15 protein-coding genes and 6 tRNA genes are annotated in these 19,536 nt (G+C 38.7%); 1 reads left to right on the top strand and 20 read right to left on the bottom strand.

Translation table 11 applies throughout. The features are described from left to right. Positions 1 to 42: 42 nt before the first annotated feature. The 20 genes from glmS to AEA09_RS15150 all read right to left on the bottom strand — a co-directional run bounded on the left by glmS (position 43) and on the right by AEA09_RS15150 (position 17,358). Positions 43 to 1,845 carry a glutamine--fructose-6-phosphate transaminase (isomerizing) gene (gene glmS, locus AEA09_RS15245; RefSeq protein WP_053584820.1) on the bottom strand — a complete coding sequence of 601 codons (1,803 nt, stop codon included), beginning with the start codon at positions 1,843 to 1,845 and terminating at the stop codon, positions 43 to 45. A gap of 658 nt (positions 1,846 to 2,503) precedes the next feature. After that, positions 2,504 to 3,022, bottom strand: a complete 519-nt coding sequence (locus AEA09_RS15240; RefSeq protein WP_053584819.1) for a type 1 glutamine amidotransferase domain-containing protein — start codon at positions 3,020 to 3,022, stop codon at positions 2,504 to 2,506. A 142-nt stretch (positions 3,023 to 3,164) separates the two neighbouring features. Next, on the bottom strand, positions 3,165 to 4,517 hold the full coding sequence (gene glmM / locus AEA09_RS15235) for a phosphoglucosamine mutase (RefSeq protein ID WP_053584818.1): 1,353 nt from the start codon (positions 4,515 to 4,517) through the stop codon (positions 3,165 to 3,167). Between the two features lie 133 nt (positions 4,518 to 4,650). Further along, positions 4,651 to 5,658, bottom strand: coding sequence for a CdaR family protein (locus AEA09_RS15230; protein WP_082332695.1), 1,008 nt, complete (start codon positions 5,656 to 5,658; stop codon positions 4,651 to 4,653). Then, positions 5,651 to 6,487: a diadenylate cyclase CdaA gene (gene cdaA / locus AEA09_RS15225; protein WP_156312211.1), complete on the bottom strand. Its 837-nt coding sequence runs from the start codon at positions 6,485 to 6,487 to the stop codon at positions 5,651 to 5,653. The genes AEA09_RS15230 and cdaA overlap by 8 nt, the downstream gene beginning before the upstream one ends. A 150-nt stretch (positions 6,488 to 6,637) precedes the next feature. Continuing rightward, positions 6,638 to 7,264: an anti-sigma factor family protein gene (locus AEA09_RS15220; RefSeq protein ID WP_053584817.1), complete on the bottom strand. Its 627-nt coding sequence runs from the start codon at positions 7,262 to 7,264 to the stop codon at positions 6,638 to 6,640. Positions 7,265 to 7,277: 13 nt separating this feature from the next. Further along, the gene (gene sigW, locus AEA09_RS15215) at positions 7,278 to 7,841 is read right to left on the bottom strand and encodes an RNA polymerase sigma factor SigW (RefSeq protein WP_053584816.1); all 564 of its coding nucleotides are present in this window, start codon (positions 7,839 to 7,841) and stop codon (positions 7,278 to 7,280) included. Positions 7,842 to 7,972: 131 nt separating this feature from the next. Next, entirely contained in the window at positions 7,973 to 8,878 is a 906-nt protein-coding gene (gene rocF, locus AEA09_RS15210) for an arginase (protein WP_053584992.1), read from the bottom strand. A gap of 237 nt (positions 8,879 to 9,115) precedes the next feature. After that, positions 9,116 to 9,188, bottom strand: a tRNA-Lys gene (locus AEA09_RS15205). Between the two features lie 11 nt (positions 9,189 to 9,199). After that, positions 9,200 to 9,274: transfer RNA gene (locus tag AEA09_RS15200), tRNA-Gln, on the bottom strand. 18 nt (positions 9,275 to 9,292) lie between these two features. Beyond that, positions 9,293 to 9,376, bottom strand: a tRNA-Tyr gene (locus AEA09_RS15195). A gap of 15 nt (positions 9,377 to 9,391) precedes the next feature. Beyond that, positions 9,392 to 9,467, bottom strand: a tRNA-Val gene (locus AEA09_RS15190). A gap of 77 nt (positions 9,468 to 9,544) precedes the next feature. After that, positions 9,545 to 9,619: transfer RNA gene (locus tag AEA09_RS15185), tRNA-Glu, on the bottom strand. Positions 9,620 to 9,922: 303 nt separating this feature from the next. Next, positions 9,923 to 10,714, bottom strand: a complete 792-nt coding sequence (locus AEA09_RS15180; RefSeq protein WP_053584815.1) for an ABC transporter ATP-binding protein — start codon at positions 10,712 to 10,714, stop codon at positions 9,923 to 9,925. Between the two features lie 81 nt (positions 10,715 to 10,795). Continuing rightward, on the bottom strand, positions 10,796 to 12,043 hold the full coding sequence (locus tag AEA09_RS15175; RefSeq protein ID WP_245622880.1) for an ABC transporter substrate-binding protein: 1,248 nt from the start codon (positions 12,041 to 12,043) through the stop codon (positions 10,796 to 10,798). 58 nt (positions 12,044 to 12,101) lie between these two features. After that, complete coding sequence (locus AEA09_RS15170) at positions 12,102 to 13,163, bottom strand: branched-chain amino acid ABC transporter permease (RefSeq protein ID WP_053584814.1); 1,062 nt, start codon at positions 13,161 to 13,163, stop codon at positions 12,102 to 12,104. A 4-nt stretch (positions 13,164 to 13,167) separates the two neighbouring features. Then, positions 13,168 to 14,052 (bottom strand): branched-chain amino acid ABC transporter permease, encoded by an 885-nt coding sequence (locus tag AEA09_RS15165; RefSeq protein ID WP_053584813.1) that lies wholly within the window; start codon positions 14,050 to 14,052, stop codon positions 13,168 to 13,170. Between the two features lie 3 nt (positions 14,053 to 14,055). Then, positions 14,056 to 15,948 carry an AMP-binding protein gene (locus tag AEA09_RS15160; protein WP_053584812.1) on the bottom strand — a complete coding sequence of 631 codons (1,893 nt, stop codon included), beginning with the start codon at positions 15,946 to 15,948 and terminating at the stop codon, positions 14,056 to 14,058. 17 nt (positions 15,949 to 15,965) lie between these two features. After that, the gene (locus AEA09_RS15155) at positions 15,966 to 16,739 is read right to left on the bottom strand and encodes an ABC transporter ATP-binding protein (protein ID WP_053584811.1); all 774 of its coding nucleotides are present in this window, start codon (positions 16,737 to 16,739) and stop codon (positions 15,966 to 15,968) included. A 542-nt stretch (positions 16,740 to 17,281) separates the two neighbouring features. Continuing rightward, positions 17,282 to 17,358 (bottom strand) — tRNA-Asn (locus AEA09_RS15150). A gap of 335 nt (positions 17,359 to 17,693) precedes the next feature. Between AEA09_RS15150 and mbcS the strand changes: the two genes are divergently transcribed. Beyond that, entirely contained in the window at positions 17,694 to 19,283 is a 1,590-nt protein-coding gene (mbcS, locus tag AEA09_RS15145) for an acyl-CoA synthetase MbcS (protein WP_053584810.1), read from the top strand. Positions 19,284 to 19,536: the final 253 nt, after the last annotated feature.

Raw genomic sequence — 19,536 nt, 5'->3', positions numbered from 1 at the left:
TTTATTTCAAACCTACAATATTCCAGATTTACATGTATTCATTTATTCTACAGTTACTGATTTGGCCAAATTTCTCGGCTTATCAACGTCACAACGACGGTGTAATGCTGCATAGTAGCTAATCAATTGTAATGGCACAACCGATACAAGCGGTGTTAATAGCTCATTTACTTGTGGAATCACGAGGCGGTCGCCGTCTTCATCTACACCAGCCATTGAAATAATACATGGATATGCACCACGCGCAGCTACTTCTTTGACGTTACCACGTATGTTTAGAGATACCGCTTCTTGCGTCACAAGAGCAAATACCGGTGTACCTTCTTCAATCAGTGCAATCGTTCCGTGTTTCAGCTCGCCACCTGCGAAACCTTCTGCTTGAATATAAGAGATCTCTTTAAGTTTTAAAGCTCCTTCAAGGCTAACATAGAAGTCAATATTACGACCGATGAAGAATGCATTACGCGCGATTTTTAGGTAATCCTCTGCGATGTCTTCTAGGACGTCTTTAGAGTCGATAATTGTTTGAATTCCGTTTGCCGCAATCGCCAGCTCTTGTTTTAAATCAAACGTTAAGTCTTTGCCTGAAGCTTGTGCTGTTACGTAAGCTGCTAAGGCAAGTACTGCTAACTGTGCTACATAAGCCTTTGTTGAAGCAACTGCGATTTCTGGACCAGCATGTAATAAAAGCGTATGGTCGGCTTCACGTGAAAGTGTTGAACCTGGTACGTTTGTGATAGTTAATGTTGGATAGCCAAGCTCTTTAATTTTCACAAGCACTTGGCGGCTATCTGCTGTTTCACCTGATTGTGTGATAAAGATAAATAACGGTTTTTCAGATAATAATGGCATATTGTAGCCGAATTCACTTGAAATGTGAACCTCTACAGGAATACCCGCCATTTTTTCGAAATACTGTTTACCGATTAAACCAGCATGATAGCTTGTTCCGGCTGCGATAATATAAAGGCGATCTGCCGCTTGCAGTGCTTCTAAAATATCTTCATCAATCGCTAATTGGCCGTCTTCTACTTCATAGGCCTGAATAATTTTACGAATAACAGTTGGCTGTTCATCCATTTCTTTTAGCATATAGTGAGGGTACGTACCTTTTTCAATATCGCTCATATCAAGCTCAGCTGTATAAGGTGCACGCTCTACATGTGTACCGTCTAGTTTTGAAATTTGGACGCTTCCTTTGTGTACGATCACGACTTCTTTATCATGTAACTCCACGAATTGGTCTGTTACTTGCAACATCGCCATTGCATCTGATGCTACAACGTTGAAGCCCTCCCCCACGCCAACAAGTAGTGGTGATTTGTTTTTAGCCACGAAAATTGTGTCCGCCACTTCTGCATCTAAAAGAGCAAGTGCGTAAGAGCCGTGTAAAAGTGATAGTGTTTTGCGGAACGCATCTGCAGTTTCCAGACCATCCTTCACGAATAATTCCACTAATTGCACGATAACCTCTGTATCTGTATCAGATTTCATCGGAATACCTTTAAGATATGTTTTTTGTAAAAGGTGATAGTTTTCGATTACACCATTGTGTACAAGCGTAAAACGACCTGATGCACTTTGGTGGGGGTGCGCATTTAAACGATTTGGCACGCCATGTGTTGCCCAGCGTGTATGGCCAATACCCGTGTTTGTAGCAACGTCTTCGTCTACCGCTTCACGTAAATCAGCAATACGCCCCTTTTCTTTGAAAATAGTGACACCATCTTCATGGCGTACAGCAATACCCGCAGAGTCATAACCACGGTATTCTAATTTCTCTAAACCTTTTAATAATATTTCCTTCGCGTCTAATTCGCCAATATACCCTACAATTCCACACATAATTTGTATCCTCCGATATCATTCATAATGGATGCAATGACAAACTAAGCTTTAACTGATCAAATTTTTCGTGTGGTCACAAATAAGCATCCATTTCTCTTCAAACAGAAATGGACATAGACATGTGAGCACAAATCAACCACATTCATCTCTTATGAATGATTGGTCATTTGATAGCTAAAACAGCGTATTATCTTTTGCATTTATTATGCCTTTTTTTATCCTCTGTCTATTCAATCACTTGAATGTTTTCAAGATAAAAAGTGACGATCGGGCAACACGACCGGGAGGCATCCGCCGAATTTTCGATAAACCTCCACCTCGTCCGCTGAGAATGCGTTTTCGTCCAATTTTCTCAGCTCAGGCGCTATAATTGTTTTCCTATAACGCTTATATCCTATCCTCCTTAGCGCATTTACACTATTGTATGTAACGCAACCACAGTTCCGTTCCAATAGCATTACCATCATACTTAAAAGAAGTTAATTAGTCAAATTGATCCTCTAAACACCGGGTTTCCCAAACAATATCCCATTCTAATATAGTATTTATTTCTTTATTGTAATATGAGAGGTGGGCATTCGAGCGTGCCGTGTGAATACTTCGACATCAAAAAAGCTACTATCTTAAAAACTAAAGATAGTAGCTCTATAAGCATTTAAACAGTTTTCTGTAATAATTTTACGATTTCGCGATTGAATGCTGGTAAATCTTTTGGTGTACGGCTTGTGACAAGTTGATTTTGACAAACAAATACTTCCTCGTCATGAAACTTAGCACCTGCGTTTTCAAGGTCAACTTGAATCGATTTATACCCAGTCGCATCTCGACCTTTTAATGTCTTAGCAGTAATAAGTAGCTGTGGCCCATGACATATCGCAAAAGTCGGTTTCATATCATCCATAAAGGCCTTGACGAATGCCACTACACGATCATCTGCTCGTAAAATATCTGGAGAAAAACCACCTGGAATAAATAAAGCATCAAAATCAGAAGCTTTCACTTCATCAATCCCTTTATCAATTGTCACTTTTTCTCCATGCTTACCCTCGATTACTTTACCTGCTTCTGTATCAATTGTAATAACCTCATGTCCCGCTTCTTTTAAGGCTTTTTGCGGACTCGTCCACTCAGAATCTTCGAACATATCTGTGATTACTGTTGCAATTTTAGCCATATCAACTTAACACTCCTCACATTGTAGTATACTTTTGTTATTCCCCTATCTATGCGAAATAAACATGTTGAATTTCCAAATGAGAAGGACGCAAAATAAAAACACGGCTTCCCACCTAATCGGAGGAAACCGTGTTCTTATATTATTCTGCTAAGCCCATTTCAGCACGTACAACGTCTGCAATACGTTCTACATATCTTTCACAATCCGCCTCTGTTGATGCCTCAACCATTACACGAACTAATGGTTCTGTACCAGAAGGGCGTACTAAAATACGACCATTACCAGCCATTTCAGCTTCAACCTCTGCAATGACAGCGGCAACTTTTTCATTTTCTGTTACGGCATGCTTGTCTGTCACACGTACGTTTACTAAACGTTGTGGAAAGATGGTCATTTCTGAAGCAAGTTCAGATAATTTTCTACCTGTTGCTTTCATAATGTTCACAAGTTGAATACCTGTTAATAAACCATCACCCGTCGTATTGTAGTCTAGGAATACAATATGTCCTGATTGTTCACCACCAAGGTTATAATCATTCGCTCGCATTTCCTCTACGACATAACGATCACCTACAGCCGTTTGTACACTATGCATATTATTCGCCTCAACAGCTTTATAGAAGCCCATATTACTCATAACAGTAGACACGACTGTATCTTTTTTCAATCGACCTTGTGCATTTAGGTAGTTACCGATAATGAACATAATTTGATCACCATCCACGATCGTACCGTTTTCATCTACTGCAATTAAACGATCGCCGTCACCATCAAATGCTAACCCAACATCTGCACCTTTTTCCGTTACAAATGCAGCTAGTCCTTCTGGATGTGTTGAGCCAACACCTTCATTAATGTTTAATCCCGTTGGTGAAGCGCCCATTGTTGAAATATCTGCCTCTAAATCGGCAAATAAATGAGTCGCTAATGAAGATGTCGCACCATGTGCACAGTCCAGTGCCACATGGATGCCTAAAAACTCTTCATCCACAGTTTGTTTTAAGTATTGAATATATTTTTGTCCACCCTCAAAGTAATCACTAACAGAACCTAAATCTGCTCCGATTGGACGTGGTAATGTATCAGTTGCTGCATCTAAAACCGCTTCGATTTCCGCTTCCTGTGCATCCGTTAGCTTGAAGCCATCTGGACCAAAGAACTTAATGCCATTATCGGCAACTGGGTTATGTGAGGCTGAAATCATGACGCCTGCATCTGCACTCATAATGCGCGTGAGATAAGCCACTCCTGGCGTTGAAATAACACCAAGTCGCATTACTTCTACACCAATCGATAATAGACCCGCTACAAGTGCACCTTCAAGCATTTCACCTGAAATACGTGTATCACGACCAATTAATACCTTTGGACGATCCTTTGCATCTTTCGTTAAAACATATCCACCCACACGGCCTAGTTTAAATGCAAGTTCTGGTGTTAATTCAGTATTCGCGACGCCACGGACGCCATCTGTTCCAAAATATTTACCCATTTCTATTGTTCTCTCCTTCAACGCAGGGACGACCATATTATACCTAGATGGCATTACGGCACGGCTGCTTACTTTTGGAAAAAGTATATTTTATTCGTTTATTAGTAACTTTAAAATTATAGTCAGTTATCGTCTAAGAATCAATATCTTCTGTTGTCGTACTACTATCAGTTTCCTCTGAATCCATTACAGGAACCTCTTCTACCTTTGTAATATCTGCCTTGACTTTAATTTTTGGTTCCGATACTTTCGTTGTACCCTCAGGTAATTTCACTTCAAATTCATACGTTTTCGCTTCAGTAATTTGCGATACATCCACTTCAACAGTTATTTCATTCAGTAAATCAATAATTGATTTTTTCCCGTATACTTTCACTGTTTTCACGTTAGTTGTTAAGGAATTAATCGTGACACCTTCTGGAGCAGTACCAATTTGATGAATACTTAGTGGCAATTCCTTACTATACTCAGCAATGTCCACCTTTACGTTCACACTTCCCTGCTCAATAAGCACATCCAATTTATTTAAATCACGGTCTAGCACCTTAACATCTGCATCTTGTGAGAATGACTGATTTAAGCCTTCTTCGCCTTTTACAGTTGCTTTTACATAACTAATGCTTTCGATTACGCTTTTCGCACCTGTTATAAAAACAGTGGCAGGTTCAGCTGTCATACCTTTTAATACATACCCATCCTCGATTAAACGATGGTTCATCTCCGGATCGACGCGGAATTCTTGCGTGATTTTTTCTTCAATTTTCACATCGACAGTTGCTGGGTCTAATGTTACTTGTAGTTTTTCTGAAATATTCTCGTATTGTATTTCCACTGTATGCTCACCTAATAATAGGTGATTCAAGTCAACGAAAATCGAAAAATCCTTTGCATATTTCATTGATAGTACAAATGTCCGCGGGCCTTCAATTGTTACGTTCACCGTTTTTGGTAAACCCGTCACAATAAGGTTTTCATCATCATAAAAAACTTCTAATGGTACGTCCCGAATCACTTCAACGTCATCAGTCCCTGCCGATTCATTTGCGTCAGACAATTCTGCATGAACAGAGAAGAACAGTAGACAAGCTAGGAAAAGTGCGACGATTCTTAACATCCAAGGGCTATCTATCATTTTATCCATTCTTTTTCCCCCTCCAAGTTAACTTAGAGGCTGCATTCGGTTCTTGCGCTACCCCGAACCACATTCTACGTAAAAGTGTTCCGAATTCCTCTAGAGAAAGATTACGGTGTAAGTTTCCATTTAAGGCGATACTAATCGCACCAGTTTCTTCTGATACTACAATGGTAATTGCATCCGTCACTTCACTTAAGCCAAGTGCCGCTCGGTGACGAGTACCAAGTTCTTTTGATATGAAAGGACTTTCAGATAGCGGTAAATAACATGCTGCGGCCGTCACCTTATCTTTTTGCATAATGACCGCACCATCATGAAGTGGCGTATTTGGAATGAAAATGTTAATGAGTAATTCAGAAGTAATGTCTGCATTTAAACTGATACCTGTCTCAATATATTCATTTAAGCCGGTCTCTTTTTCAATAGAAATCAGTGCACCAATACGACGCTTTGCCATATAGCTCACAGATTTTTTCAGCGCTTCAATAAGCCTTGTTTCTTCTTCTTCTTCTTGACTCGTCGATCGTTGGAATAGCTTTCCACGTCCAATCTGTTCAAGCCCTCGACGAATTTCAGGTTGAAAAATAATAATAATCGCTAAGAAACCGAACTCGATAACTTGCTGCAACATCCAACCTAACGTCTGTAACCCCAAAAAATCTGTTACGATGCGTGCAATAATAATAACGAAAATACCTTTTAATAATTGAACGGCTTTCGTACCTTTAATGAGGGTTAAAATTTTATATATAACGTACCAAACTAACAGTACATCTAAAACGTTAATAACAATATTCACTGGCGTTAAATCTGTGAACTGTTCGAAAATTTGCACGTGGCATCCCCCACTTTTCATTGCGAATCCATACATTTTAAGTATAGCATATTCCTATCAAATGTAACTTTTTTCAAGAAAAAAGTCCACCCATAAGAGCAGACTTCACCAACCTCTCATACGTACCATCAAATAGAACGCATAAGAGTATTATTTAGTTTCTCCATCATCTGCAAATGTCCATGCATTCTTGACTGAGTTTTTAATAGTATACCAAAGCCATTCAAAGGCTTCGTCGATTTCTTCTACTCGGCCGGAAACAACTGCTGACGACGCCATGTATTGACCATTAATAATCGTTACATCGCCGTCTACTTCACCTTCAACAACTAAATCTCCGTTTTTTACAACGATATCACCCTTTACAAGTTCACCTTTTGGCACAATAACAGTTTGACCTTCAACGACTAAATTCGGCTGTTTGGTAACAGAAAAATGCTGGTCATCTCTAAAGCTTCCGAGTAAAGTGGCACTCATAAATAAGCAAAACACCGCTGCTGCTACGAATAGTGGGTGGCGACGAATCCACTTTTGCATGCCTATACGACTTTTGGGTTTCGGTAAACGAGCCATCACTGCGGCTTCAAAATGCGGAGGCGCTGTAATATGGGAAGCACTCTTCACAAATGCGATAGTTTCACTCAATTCTTGCATAAGTTGTTTACATTCGGTGCACGTATGCAAATGTTTCTTTAACTCTTGCTCATGTTCACGACTAATGTCACCATCTAAATAATCATGCATATGCTCTATTATATGCTCTGGACAAATATTCATGACGCTCCCCCTCCTACAAATTGTTTAATTGCTTTCGTAATGCTTCACGTCCACGGTGAATTCTCGTTTTCACCGTTCCAAGAGGCATATCTAGAATTTCACTAATTTCCTGTAACGATAATTCTTCTATATATTTCAAAACTATAACTGAGCGATATTTATCAGGTAAACGACCTATCTCATATTGAATGCGCTCTTGTAGCTCCATTTGCACAAGCGTTTCCTCTGGCAATTGGTCCTTTGCAGCGATTTGTGAATACATATCAAGACCTTCCGTACCAGTTACCTCCGCATCTAAATAATAATCCGGCTTTTTCTTCCGAATACGGTCAATACAAAGATTCGTCGCTATACGATAAAGCCAAGTCGAAAATTTTCTTTTTTGATCAAAAGTATGCAAATTCATATATGCACGAACAAACGCTTCTTGTGCAATATCCTCAGCTTCTTGTTTATTACTTAGCATTCGATAGCATACTTGGTACAGTTTGTGCTGATAGAGACTCACAATATCGGCAAATGCGTTTTGATCGCCTTTAAGCACTTGTTTTATTCTCTTATTTACTAACGCATCCATCGTGTTGACTTCTCCACCTTTACAACTGTCTTATACTATACGGCTCTTCTATAAGAAAAGTTTCATTCTAACTTCAATTATAACAAAAGATTTTTATACTAGGGGGCAAAAACCATATTTTTGACAATTTTTTAAACAAGGGTTTCTCCGAATAGTGAACCTATAAGCGCTACAGCTACATCTGCCGTTTTATTTTTCTCATCTAAAATTGGGTTAACTTCTACGAATTCAGCTGACGTCAACATACCCGATTCTTGCAGCATCTCCATGGCCAAATGACTTTCCCTATATGTCATCCCACCAGGCACGGGCGTTCCGACACCTGGTGTATACAAAGGGTCTAGCCCATCTAAATCAAGAGACAGGTGCAAACCATCTACTGCAAGCCCTTTTAAGTAAGCAAGTGCATTCTCCATTACACGCGTCATCCCAAGACGATCTATTTCATGCATTGTGTAAACTTTAATACCTTGTTCATGAATAAGCTCCCGTTCACCTGGGTCCACAGAGCGCGCACCTATAATAACGATATTTTTAGATTTAATTTTTGGCGCATATTTACGAATTTGCACAAGGCGTTCATCCCCAATGCCAATACTAACCGCAAGTGGCATCCCATGAATATTTCCTGACGGTGTTGTGTCTGGTGTATTTAAATCAGCATGTGCATCGAACCAAATAACGCCTAAATTTTTATAATGCTCACCAAGCCCCGCAAACGTACCAATGGCAATACTATGATCACCACCAAATACGAGCGGAAATTTCTTCTCAGCTACAACCTCATGTACTCGGTTAGCTAAAGACGTGCTCACATCAATGACTTCCTCTAAATTTAACAGCTGTTTATCAATCGCCGCTTTTACAAGCTTTTGACTAACACGAATATCTCCTTGATCTTGCACTGTATGGCCAATCGCCTCAAGGCGTTCGACAACACCCGCATAACGAATTGCACTTGGTCCCATATCCACCCCGCGTCGCGCTTGCCCATAATCTGTCGGAACACCGATAATAGAAATCGTTTTTTTATTCATCATTCTATACCCCCTTTGTGTTGTACGACTATTGTAAAGCTTACAAGACACTTGGCTCAACCTATCATTTTTCTGAATTTTTATACAATAAAAGCCCATAAACAGTTTAAGTACTAAATCTCGGCTCTAAGAAGATACTTACACTGTAAAAATAAAATAAAAAAAATCTCCTACTGTTTCCAGTAAGAGATTTGTGTTTGTAGTTAATGATACACTTTTGAATATTCTATAGAAAAGTGAGCCATGAAGGACTCGAACCTTCGACCCTCTGATTAAAAGTCAGATGCTCTACCAACTGAGCTAATGGCTCATAAAAGAAAATGGCTGGGGAACCTGGATTCGAACCAGGGCATGACGGAATCAAAATCCGTTGCCTTACCGCTTGGCTATACCCCAATCATTCATAAATAAAACTGGTGGAGGGGGACGGATTCGAACCGCCGAACCCTAAGGAGCGGATTTACAGTCCGCCGCGTTTAGCCACTTCGCTACCCCTCCGAAATAAACACTATATGGTGGAGGATGACGGGCTCGAACCGCCGACCCTCTGCTTGTAAGGCAGATGCTCTCCCAGCTGAGCTAATCCTCCATAAAATCAGGTGTTATTTCTTAACAGTTTATTTATTCTTTTAAGCCTTCGCATTAAACTACAATGCTTAGAAAAAATGGTGACCCCTACGGGATTCGAACCCGTGTTACCGCCGTGAAAGGGCGGTGTCTTAACCGCTTGACCAAGGGGCCATACGTTCAATTATTTGTTGTCTTGAACAGGACAAGACTTATATTATCAGCTTTTTTTTATTAAAGCAACCCTTTTTAAAAAGTTTTTTCTAAAAAATATTTCAGGTAGAATATTTTAAGCTTTTCTTCATATTAAATAGGGAAAATTATTTGCATCATTTTTTTAGTTGATGTCCAAAGAGAGAACTCAAAAACAGGCTACTTAATACCACTATAATCTGGCCATAAGCAGCCTAATTATAAGAATACATATCCAAATTATTAGACCAATTTTATTCAGAAGAAATCAGCAATTAGAATTAATTACCACACAATTCTTTGACGGCGTCTAAAAATCTTTCCTTCTTTATAATTCTTTTCTCCTTCTTTACCGATTCCTAAGTAGTGTTCACTTATGTCCTTATCTGATAACAACGTTACAGGGTCGCCTTGCATTACAACCCGTCCACTTTCCATAATATAACCATAATCAGCAATAGATAATGCAACATTGGCATTTTGCTCTACTACTAATATAGAGGTACCTTCCTCTTGATTAATTTTTTTGATATTTTGGAAAATCTCTTTTACAAGCAATGGCGCAATTCCTAGAGAAGGCTCATCTAGCAAAAGCAATTTCGGCTTGGCCATAATTCCACGACCAATCGCTAACATTTGCTGCTCCCCACCTGATAAGAACCCTGCCTTTCTTGGTGCTAATGCCCGAAGCTTCGGGAAATACTCATAAATTTTCTCAATATCCCCTTTAATATTCGAACGGTCTTTTCGGGTATATGCTCCTGCGATTAAGTTTTCCTCCACGGTAAGATCTTTAAACACACGTCGACCTTCTATACTTAAGAAAATTCCATTCTTCACAAGTACATCGGGTGTAATGCCATTAATTTTCTTCCCTTGAAATTCAATTGTACCATCAGTAATTTGCCCACCGTCTCCAGAAAGCAGTCCCGAAATCGCTTTTAATGTTGTTGATTTACCAGCTCCATTACTACCCAACAATGCTACGATTTTCCCTTCAGGAACATGAAGAGACATCCCCTTTAACGCTAAAATAATTTTCGAATACACCGCTTCCACATTATTTACCTGAAGCATAGAAGTCCCCCTTTTCCCTGACCATATAGACAAAGCCCCTATTTTTAAGGAGCTTGTCTACTATTTATTCATATTGCTTGTTTACTTATAGCTTCTGTATTCTGTAAGTTGCTCCCACTTACCGTCTTTCACAATACCTAAACGTGTTTGCTCTGTACCAGCATGATTGTCAGCAGTAAATGTTATAGGTGCAGCTAATCCACCTAAATCAAAGTTATTTAAAGTTTCAAGACCCTCACGAATTTGAGCACCCGTAATGTCGCCATCTGGATTTTTCTCAGCAGCAATTTTTACACCCTCGACCATAATTTTCGCTGCACTCCAACCTTGGATGAACTTTTGGTTAATATCATCGATTGTTTTGCCTTTTGAATCTAAGTATTCTTTTACTTCAGCCATACCCGGTAAATCTTCGTATGGGAATGCGTGAGATAAAATACCGATGTATCCTTCTGCAATATCGGCAGTTGCAATATCAATTACACCTTCACCAGATGCCCAGTTTAAGCCGATAAATTGCGTATCAATACCTAACGTTTTTGCATCACGTAAAATTGTTGCAGTTGCTCCCCAAGTTTGATTGATAATCGCATAGTCAGGTTTTTTCTTTTTCATATTTAATAATTGAGATTGCGCCTCAGTTGCTTTAACATCGATTACTTGCTCATCTACTACTTCGACACCAATTTCTTTACCGTATTTTTTTATATCTTCAACTGGCGAACGACCAAATGCACTATCATTGTATAATAACGCTACAGTTGGGTTTTCGCCTTTATGGTTTTCCTTAATCCATTTTAAAATGGTACGACCTTGATCTGAGTATGAAGCCGCGATTAAGAAGTTATATGGACTTGTTTTAATATCTTTTAAATTTTCAGAGAAAGAAGCAGAGAAATATGGAAGTTGATCTGTTGCAATTTGTTGACGTAACGCTTCTGTATCACCAGTTCCCCAACCTAATACAGCTGATACTTTTTCTTTATCACGTAACTCTTGATAAATTTTTTGTGCTTCTGGAATTTTGTATGCGTAGTCTTTACCTACTAATTGAAGGTTTAAACCTTCAATTCCACCAGTTGCTTCTAAATGCTCAAAGTATGCTTTTTCCCCTTCAGCATAAGGAGTACCTACATCACCAGTTCCTCCAGTAATGTCGTATATCCCACCAATAACTACTGTACGGTTATTTGGATTACTTTCGCCACCTGAAGATGCTGGTTTAGAATCTTCTTTATCGCCATCTTTTGAATCGTCTCCCGAACATGCTGCTAACACCATTAACATCATAATCCCCATTAATGCCCATAAAAACTTTTTGTTTTTCAAACTAACTCCCCCTTAATTTTGTATAAATTATTATTAATTTTTCCCCAGTCATTTCTTTTTAGTAAGAGAACGGCCATAACTTAAAGTACTTCTTCATATTTAACCAAATATGAGCTAGACCACCTGGTTCAAAAATTAAAAACAGGATTATAACGAAACCGAATACAAACTCTTTGAATGCCGATAAAATTTGATACAAATCTGGCATATAGACCGTTAATATATCAACCATCGAACTCAATCCAACAGGCAATAATGTAATAAATACTGCTCCTAAAATTGAGCCAAATACACTACCCAAGCCTCCGATTAAAATCATCGCTAAGTATTCGATCGATACATGAAAATCGTAAAGTTCTGGGCTAACAATCATTGTATAATGTGCTAATAGAGCACCAGAAATCCCAACAAAGAAAGAACTAATTGCAAAAGCCATAACCTTATATTGGAATAAATTAATCCCCATAATTTGTGCTGCAATATCACGATCTCGAACCGCTAAGAATGCTCGTCCTACACGTGTTCTTAATAAATTAGTTGCGTATAAAATAGTGAATATTAAGACAATAATACTCAAATAGAAGTACGAAGTGTTACTCGTTAAAGCGAATGACCCTATCTCTGGACGACTTAGTGTCATACCTGAAGTTCCCCCAGTTACACTTGTCCATCTACTAATGACAAATAGAATAATGACCTGTGCAGCTAACGTCGCAATGGCTAGATATAAGCCTTTTAATCGTAGTGATGGAATGCCGAATAATCCCCCGATAACCGCTGTAATTAGCCCTGCTAGCGGCAATGAAATCCAAAAACTTACGCCATAAGTGGATGTCAAAATTGCTGATGCGTAGCCACCAACACCTAAGAATGCGCCTACCCCAATGGAAATTTGACCTGTGAAGCCCGTCAGAATGTTTAATCCGATTGCTCCAATGGATGCGATTGCACATAGCGTCAATAAGCCTACCCAATAATTAGATGCTATCATCGGGACAAGTGCTACTACTGCAACAATAAGTAACGCTTTTACTTTCGCTCCTGAAGTGCCAAACAATTTCATGTCATCACTATAAGATGTTTTGTAATTTCCGCACTCTCTCACAAATAGATTTCTCAATCCATCACACCCTCTCAATTCCTCGACTACCAAATAACCCATGTGGTTTTACCATTAAAATCAGTAGAACTATGATGAACGGCACAACATCCTTTAGACCGCCACCTACTAACGGATCAAGATACCCACCCGCTAAGTTTTGACATATCCCAATGATAAAGCCACCAACAATTGCACCGAAAACACTATCTAAACCACCTAAAATTACTACTGGTAATACCGTTAAACCAATCGCCGCCATCGACGGGCTTACACCATTAATATTTCCAAGTAAAACACCACCGATTGCAGCAACTACTGCTGCAATTGTCCAAGTTGCTGCATAAACATATTTCACACTAATCCCCATTGATGAAGCAGCTGTACGATCATCAGCTACAGCGCGCATTGCGATTCCCATTTTAGAGAACTTGAAGAATAGTGAAAATAAAATAAGGAGTGCAATAACAACAATGAATGACCATAAATAAACTGGTGTAATGATAACTCCACCGATTTGTACCGGTGTGGGAGGGAAAATTGGCGGAAACACACGTGTTTGGTGTCCCCAAATCATATGAACTGCCCCCGCTAATAGACTCGATAATCCGATTGTCGCCATAATGACAGAAATAACTGGCGCATTTTGGAGAGGCCGTACGACTAGTCGCTCGACAACTAATCCAAGAATTGCACTAAAGACGAGCGTTATCAGTAATGCAATAAAAAATGGTATATCATAAGCAGTGATGAGCACTAAACAAACGTATGGCCCAATAATGACAAATTCACCGTTTGCCATATTCAGCGCACCACTTGCTCTGTAGATTAAAACGAATCCTAATGCGACCAGTCCATAAATACTCCCAACAACAATTCCATTAATCAGCATTTGAGAGAAAAAGACCATATTTTAAGCCACCTCCTGTTTAATGTTCAACTCGATGACAGTCAAACTAACATCACTCATCGATTCAACTTCTGAACTACTAAGTAATACTTCTTCAGAATCCGAATACATAGCATCCATTAGTTTATGATATTTTTCTTCTACAAACTTTCTACGAATCTTCAACGTACGTGTCAATTCACCTTGGTCGGCAGTGAATTGCTTGTGTAGGATGGAGAATTTCTTCACTCTCATATGCGGAGGTAACTGTTCCATTAGCTTCGTTACTTCTTGTTCAATTAATTCAGCCACTTTTGGGCTTCTTGATAAATCTGAATATTCAGTATAAACAATGCGGTTTTTATCTGCCCAGCGCCCAACATTGCTTAAATCGATGTTAACAATTGCCGTCATATAAGGTCTATTCTTACCGAAGCAAACAGCTTCTTGAATATAAACACATGACTTTAATTTATTTTCTATTAATCTCGGATAAATTGACTCACCCGATTCATTTGTAATTACATCCTCTTGCCTATCTAAAATATGAAGATGACCATCTTCATCTAAATAGCCATTATCCCCTAATGAGATCCACCCATCGACGACTAACTTTCGATCTGCTTCATTCAAATATTCGGAGAAAATCGCATTGTTTTTCAAGTAAATCGTGCCATCCGCTTCAACTTTAACCTCTGTATCTGGAATAGGCACACCTGAGCTACCTGGTTTAATATCATTGTCATGTTGTACAAAGGCAATCCCTGCAACTTCAGTTCCACCATATGTTTGCTTCAAATTCACACCTAAACCATGGTAGAAATAAAAAGCATCTGATTGAAGTGCCGCCCCTGCAACATATGCTCGTTTTATTCTAGTGAATCCTAAATGATCACGTATCGCACTAAATATAAATGCATCACCTAACCAATACATAAACTTATCCATCGAAGATAATGCCTTACCCTCAATTGTAGCAAGTGCTTTTTTGTCACCATACTTCCGAAAGACTTGATACACTTTACGCTTAAACCAACTTGCTCCTTCTATTCGAATATTGAAATTTGACATTAAGGATTGATAAACTCTCGGTGGTGCTAGCAAAGTTTGCGGCCCAATTTCTCGTAAATCACCCATTACCGTATGTGATTTTTCCGGGAAATTTACGACTACACCAGTCACTAATGGCAAAACAATACTAACGACTTGCTCATGCACCCAAGAAAGAGGTAAAAATGAGAAGTAGTCATCATTTTTTTTCATTTCATCTACTTTTGCTAAATTTTTTGCTGCCTCCAACAAGTTAAAATGTGTCAGAATAGCCCCTTTTGGCCGTCCTGAAGTGGCTGCGCTATACGCAATAATAGCAGGTGAATTTCCATTGATTTTGCTTACTTTTTCAATAAAGAAACTCGGATTATCCTTCGCCAAAGTCTCACCTGTGCTTAATAAATCATCTAAATTTCCCAGTTTATCGTTTTTATAATGACGCATTCCCTGATTATTGTAATAAATAATGTGCTCTACTAGTGGCAAATTATCCTCAACCTGAAGTAGTTTATCAACCTGCTCCTGATCTTCCACAATGACAATACGCGCTTTGCAATCATTTAAATAAAATTCAATCTGATCCGGTAATGACTCTTGATATATGCCAACAGAAACGCCCCCTAAGCTCTGTGCAGCCAGTTGTGCATAAAGCCACTGCGGACGATTTTCACCTATAATCGCTAGTCTTTCACCACTCTTAAAGCCATATTGTTCTGATAGGGCCATGGCCAAATACTCGACATTATTTTTATAGTCACCCCACGATACTTCATTCCATATGCCTAGGTATTTTTGTCTCAAGGCAACTGCATTTGCTTCATTTTTCGCGCGCTCTGTTAAAAGAGTAGGTAATGTTTTTTCGATCATTACGTTCCTTCCTCCTTCTAAATAACGGTTTCTTCCCCAATATACGCTTTTATTACATCTGGATTTTGCTGAATTTCCTTCGGTGTACCAAAGCCAATTCGTTTACCAAAATCCAATACCGCAATATGATCGGATAGGCCCATCACAATCCCTAAGTCATGCTCAATCAAAACAACCGTTGTATCCATCACTTCATGCATATCCAAGATAAAACTAGACATCATGTCCTTTTCCGCGTTATTCATGCCTGCCATTGGTTCGTCTAACAAGATCAATTCTGGCCCTAGTGCTAATGCTCGACCAACCTCTACACGTTTCTGCAAGCCGTATGGAAGTGTACCCACTGGCGTATGTCGAATATCTTGCAGCTCTAAAAATTCAATTACTTCTTCGACTTTTCTACGATGGGCAATCTCTTCATTTGACGCTTTTCCTACATACAAACCACCACTAAACACACCTGAACTCATCAAAGAATGTCGACCTAGTTTCAAGTTATCTAGTACCGACATATGTGCGAACAGGGCAATATTTTGGAATGCGCGTGCCATTCCAAGTGTTGTACGTTCATACGGTTTCATGTTAATAATTTCTTGACCTTTGTAGCGTATGGAACCACTTGTGGGTTGATATAAACCACTAATGCAATTTAGCATACTCGTTTTACCAGCTCCATTGGGACCAATAAGTGAGAATATTTCACCTTTGTTTATATGATATGTGACATTATCCAATGCCTTAACGCCACCAAATTGCAATGATATGCCCTCTACCTCTAAAATAGGTTCCACTCGAATTCCCCCTCGTCTTTCTAAGCGTACATTCACATCATGCTCTGAATATTACTTTACACAGAATAATTTTGTCAATCTAAATTATGGAATTTAAATTACATTTTTTTCATTTTAATTGCTTTTTTTCTCGTTTATACCCTGTTTATCTACCTAAAAACCACACACTCAAGTAAAGAGTACGTGGCTAAATAAGATTAATTATTTTAAAATAGTAACAAATTGTATTTTTCAAGTTTACTCTTTAGTGATTCACTATGAAACTATAGAAGGATACACAGAAAATACATATTGTAATATAATCTATTTATGTATAAATATAGAAAATAAAGTTAGGAGTATACTACTTACAATAACTGTAATACGAAGATGTGTATTATAAAACTACATGCGAGTTGTGCTTAAGTTTGATGAGTATTATTTTAGGAGTGATTTGTATTTGTTGGAAAGATTTATACCTTTGTGAAGGCTTACTTCACTGTTAGGAAAATGAGTCTTAAGAAGTATTTTAGAGGGATAACAGAAAAAAAGGCAAAAAAAAATGGCTCCGAAGGCAGGACTCGAACCTGCGACAACCTGATTAACAGTCAGGTGCTACTACCAACTGAGCTACTTCGGAACGCTACTATATATTTCCCCTAGCACGCTAGGTACAATAATTATTATAGCAGACATTTATGTTTTGGCAACAAATTCTCTCTAATGGTTTAAATTTTATAATTTTCAAATGATAATTCAACATTTTCGAGCATTTCCTTAATTTAGAACTCCTATCTAAATTTCCTTTTAGAGTAAAAGTGTCAACTTACAGCTTATAATCTAAATATTTCTCCAAAATGTCATATTTCTAGTCTTTTAAAGCATTATATTGTATTGATATTACAATCTATGTATAGGAAAATTGATTTTAGAATATATAGTCTTATTGTGATTTATTGAGGAGGAGTTTCTTGCATGGTTGAAACTACAGGAGTTCAAAATGTTAATTTAATCGCACCGGAGCACTACAATATTACTCAAGAGCTTGAGAAGTACGCTAGCGATTCTGAGCGCCAAGCCATTCGATGGACAGATGCACAAGGAACTCGTCAAACATTATCATACGAGCAATTAATTAATCACATGAATCAATATGCAAACGCACTTACTTCTTTAGGCATAGAAAAGGGTGATCGTGCATTAATTATTATCCCCCGCCTACCAGAAGCATATTGTGTTTATTTAGCATGTTTAAAGGCTGGTATCGTGCCAATTCCATGCTCGGAAATGCTACGTGCAAATGACTTAGAATATCGTATCAACCACGCAAATGCTAAAACAGTCATTACTTATCATGCTTTCACTTCAGAAATTAATTGCATTACAAGCAATCATCAAGCACTAAACACGAAACTTGTTATTGGGCAGGATGAAGAGGGCTGGATAACTTTAGATACTTTAGCTTCGAAGCAAAGTACTGAATTTGAGGCAGTCCCAACACACCGGGACGATATGGCCTTCCTATCCTATACATCAGGAACCACAGGTAAGCCTAAAGGCGTGGTACATTCACATGGGTGGGGCTATGCACACATACGTATGGCAGCATCGAATTGGTTAGCTGTTCGTGAAGGTGATTTAGTTTGGGCAACAGCTGCTCCAGGTTGGCAAAAGTGGATATGGAGTCCATTCTTATCGACAATTATGCTTGGCGCAACAGCCTTCGTTTACCACGGCGGCTTTGATGCAAACAAATACTTACAACTTATTCAGGATGAAAAAATTAACGTGCTATGCTGTACACCAACAGAATACCGCATTATGGCAAAGCTAGATCAACTTGGTGATTATGACCTATCCTCTTTACGTAGCGCGGTATCTGCTGGAGAGCCTTTAAATCGTCCAGTTATCGATACTTTTTTGAATCTATTTAATTTAAAGGTACGAGATGGTTATGGTCAAACTGAAAATACATTATTAATTGGTACAATGGAAAATATGGATTTACGACCTGGCTCTATGGGAAAACCAACTCCAGGAAACAATGTTAAAATCATTGATCCAGAAGGAAAAGAAGTAGCACCTGGTGAAGTCGGTGATATCGCTGTTCATAAATCCTCGCCTGCATTATTCAAAGAATACTATAACGAACATGAACGTACACAGGCTGCCTTCAGAGGAGATTGGTATATTACAGGCGATCAAGCTAAGTACGACGAAGATGGATACTTCTGGTTTGAAGGGCGTGGTGATGATATTATCATTTCTTCTGGTTATACAATTGGTCCCTTCGAAGTAGAAGATGCGCTAAATAAACATGAAGCTGTGCAGGAATGCGCAGTAGTTGCAGCACCCGACGAAATTAGAGGTAGTATCGTCAAAGCCTATGTCGTACTAAAAGCAGGTTTTGAAACACGTGATCCGGAGCAACTGACAAAAGAATTACAAGAGCATGTAAAAACATTAACTGCTCCTTACAAATATCCTCGTCAAATTGCATATTTACAGGATCTACCAAAGACTACTTCTGGTAAAATTCGTCGTATTGAATTACGTAGCCACTAATTTTTAAAAAAACTGTTCTCAAACATCAAAAGGGTCAGTCCAAGAAGTCGATTTTTCGACTATTGGACTGACCCTTATTTTCTTTTATTTATAAGAAATTACTCGTTTATTTATATGTAGTTTTCTTTAGCTCGACATCAGCATTTTCGCAATTCTTGTCAAATCTCTAAAAAATAAAAAAGCCACTACTAATTGTATTAGCAGCGACTTTTTGAGCCTAGCGACGTCCTACTCTCACAGGGGGAAGCCCCCA

This window comes from Lysinibacillus contaminans (genome assembly GCF_001278945.1).
GTDB lineage: Bacteria > Bacillota > Bacilli > Bacillales_A > Planococcaceae > Lysinibacillus > Lysinibacillus contaminans.
Note: the sequence above shows the minus strand (reverse complement) of the source record. Positions and strands in the feature narration are given on the sequence as shown.

Coding starts and splice junctions, on each gene's coding strand:
- glmS (WP_053584820.1), bottom strand. CDS start 1,845: ATGTGTGGAATTGTAGGGTATATTGGCGAATTAGACGCGAAGGAAATA.
- AEA09_RS15240 (WP_053584819.1), bottom strand. CDS start 3,022: ATGGCTAAAATTGCAACAGTAATCACAGATATGTTCGAAGATTCTGAG.
- glmM (WP_053584818.1), bottom strand. CDS start 4,517: ATGGGTAAATATTTTGGAACAGATGGCGTCCGTGGCGTCGCGAATACT.
- AEA09_RS15230 (WP_082332695.1), bottom strand. CDS start 5,658: ATGGATAAAATGATAGATAGCCCTTGGATGTTAAGAATCGTCGCACTT.
- AEA09_RS15220 (WP_053584817.1), bottom strand. CDS start 7,264: ATGAATATTTGTCCAGAGCATATAATAGAGCATATGCATGATTATTTA.
- sigW (WP_053584816.1), bottom strand. CDS start 7,841: ATGGATGCGTTAGTAAATAAGAGAATAAAACAAGTGCTTAAAGGCGAT.
- rocF (WP_053584992.1), bottom strand. CDS start 8,878: ATGAATAAAAAAACGATTTCTATTATCGGTGTTCCGACAGATTATGGG.
- AEA09_RS15180 (WP_053584815.1), bottom strand. CDS start 10,714: ATGCTTCAGGTAAATAATGTGGAAGCGGTGTATTCGAAAATTATTTTA.
- AEA09_RS15165 (WP_053584813.1), bottom strand. CDS start 14,052: ATGGTCTTTTTCTCTCAAATGCTGATTAATGGAATTGTTGTTGGGAGT.
- AEA09_RS15160 (WP_053584812.1), bottom strand. CDS start 15,948: ATGATCGAAAAAACATTACCTACTCTTTTAACAGAGCGCGCGAAAAAT.
- mbcS (WP_053584810.1), top strand. CDS start 17,694: ATGGTTGAAACTACAGGAGTTCAAAATGTTAATTTAATCGCACCGGAG.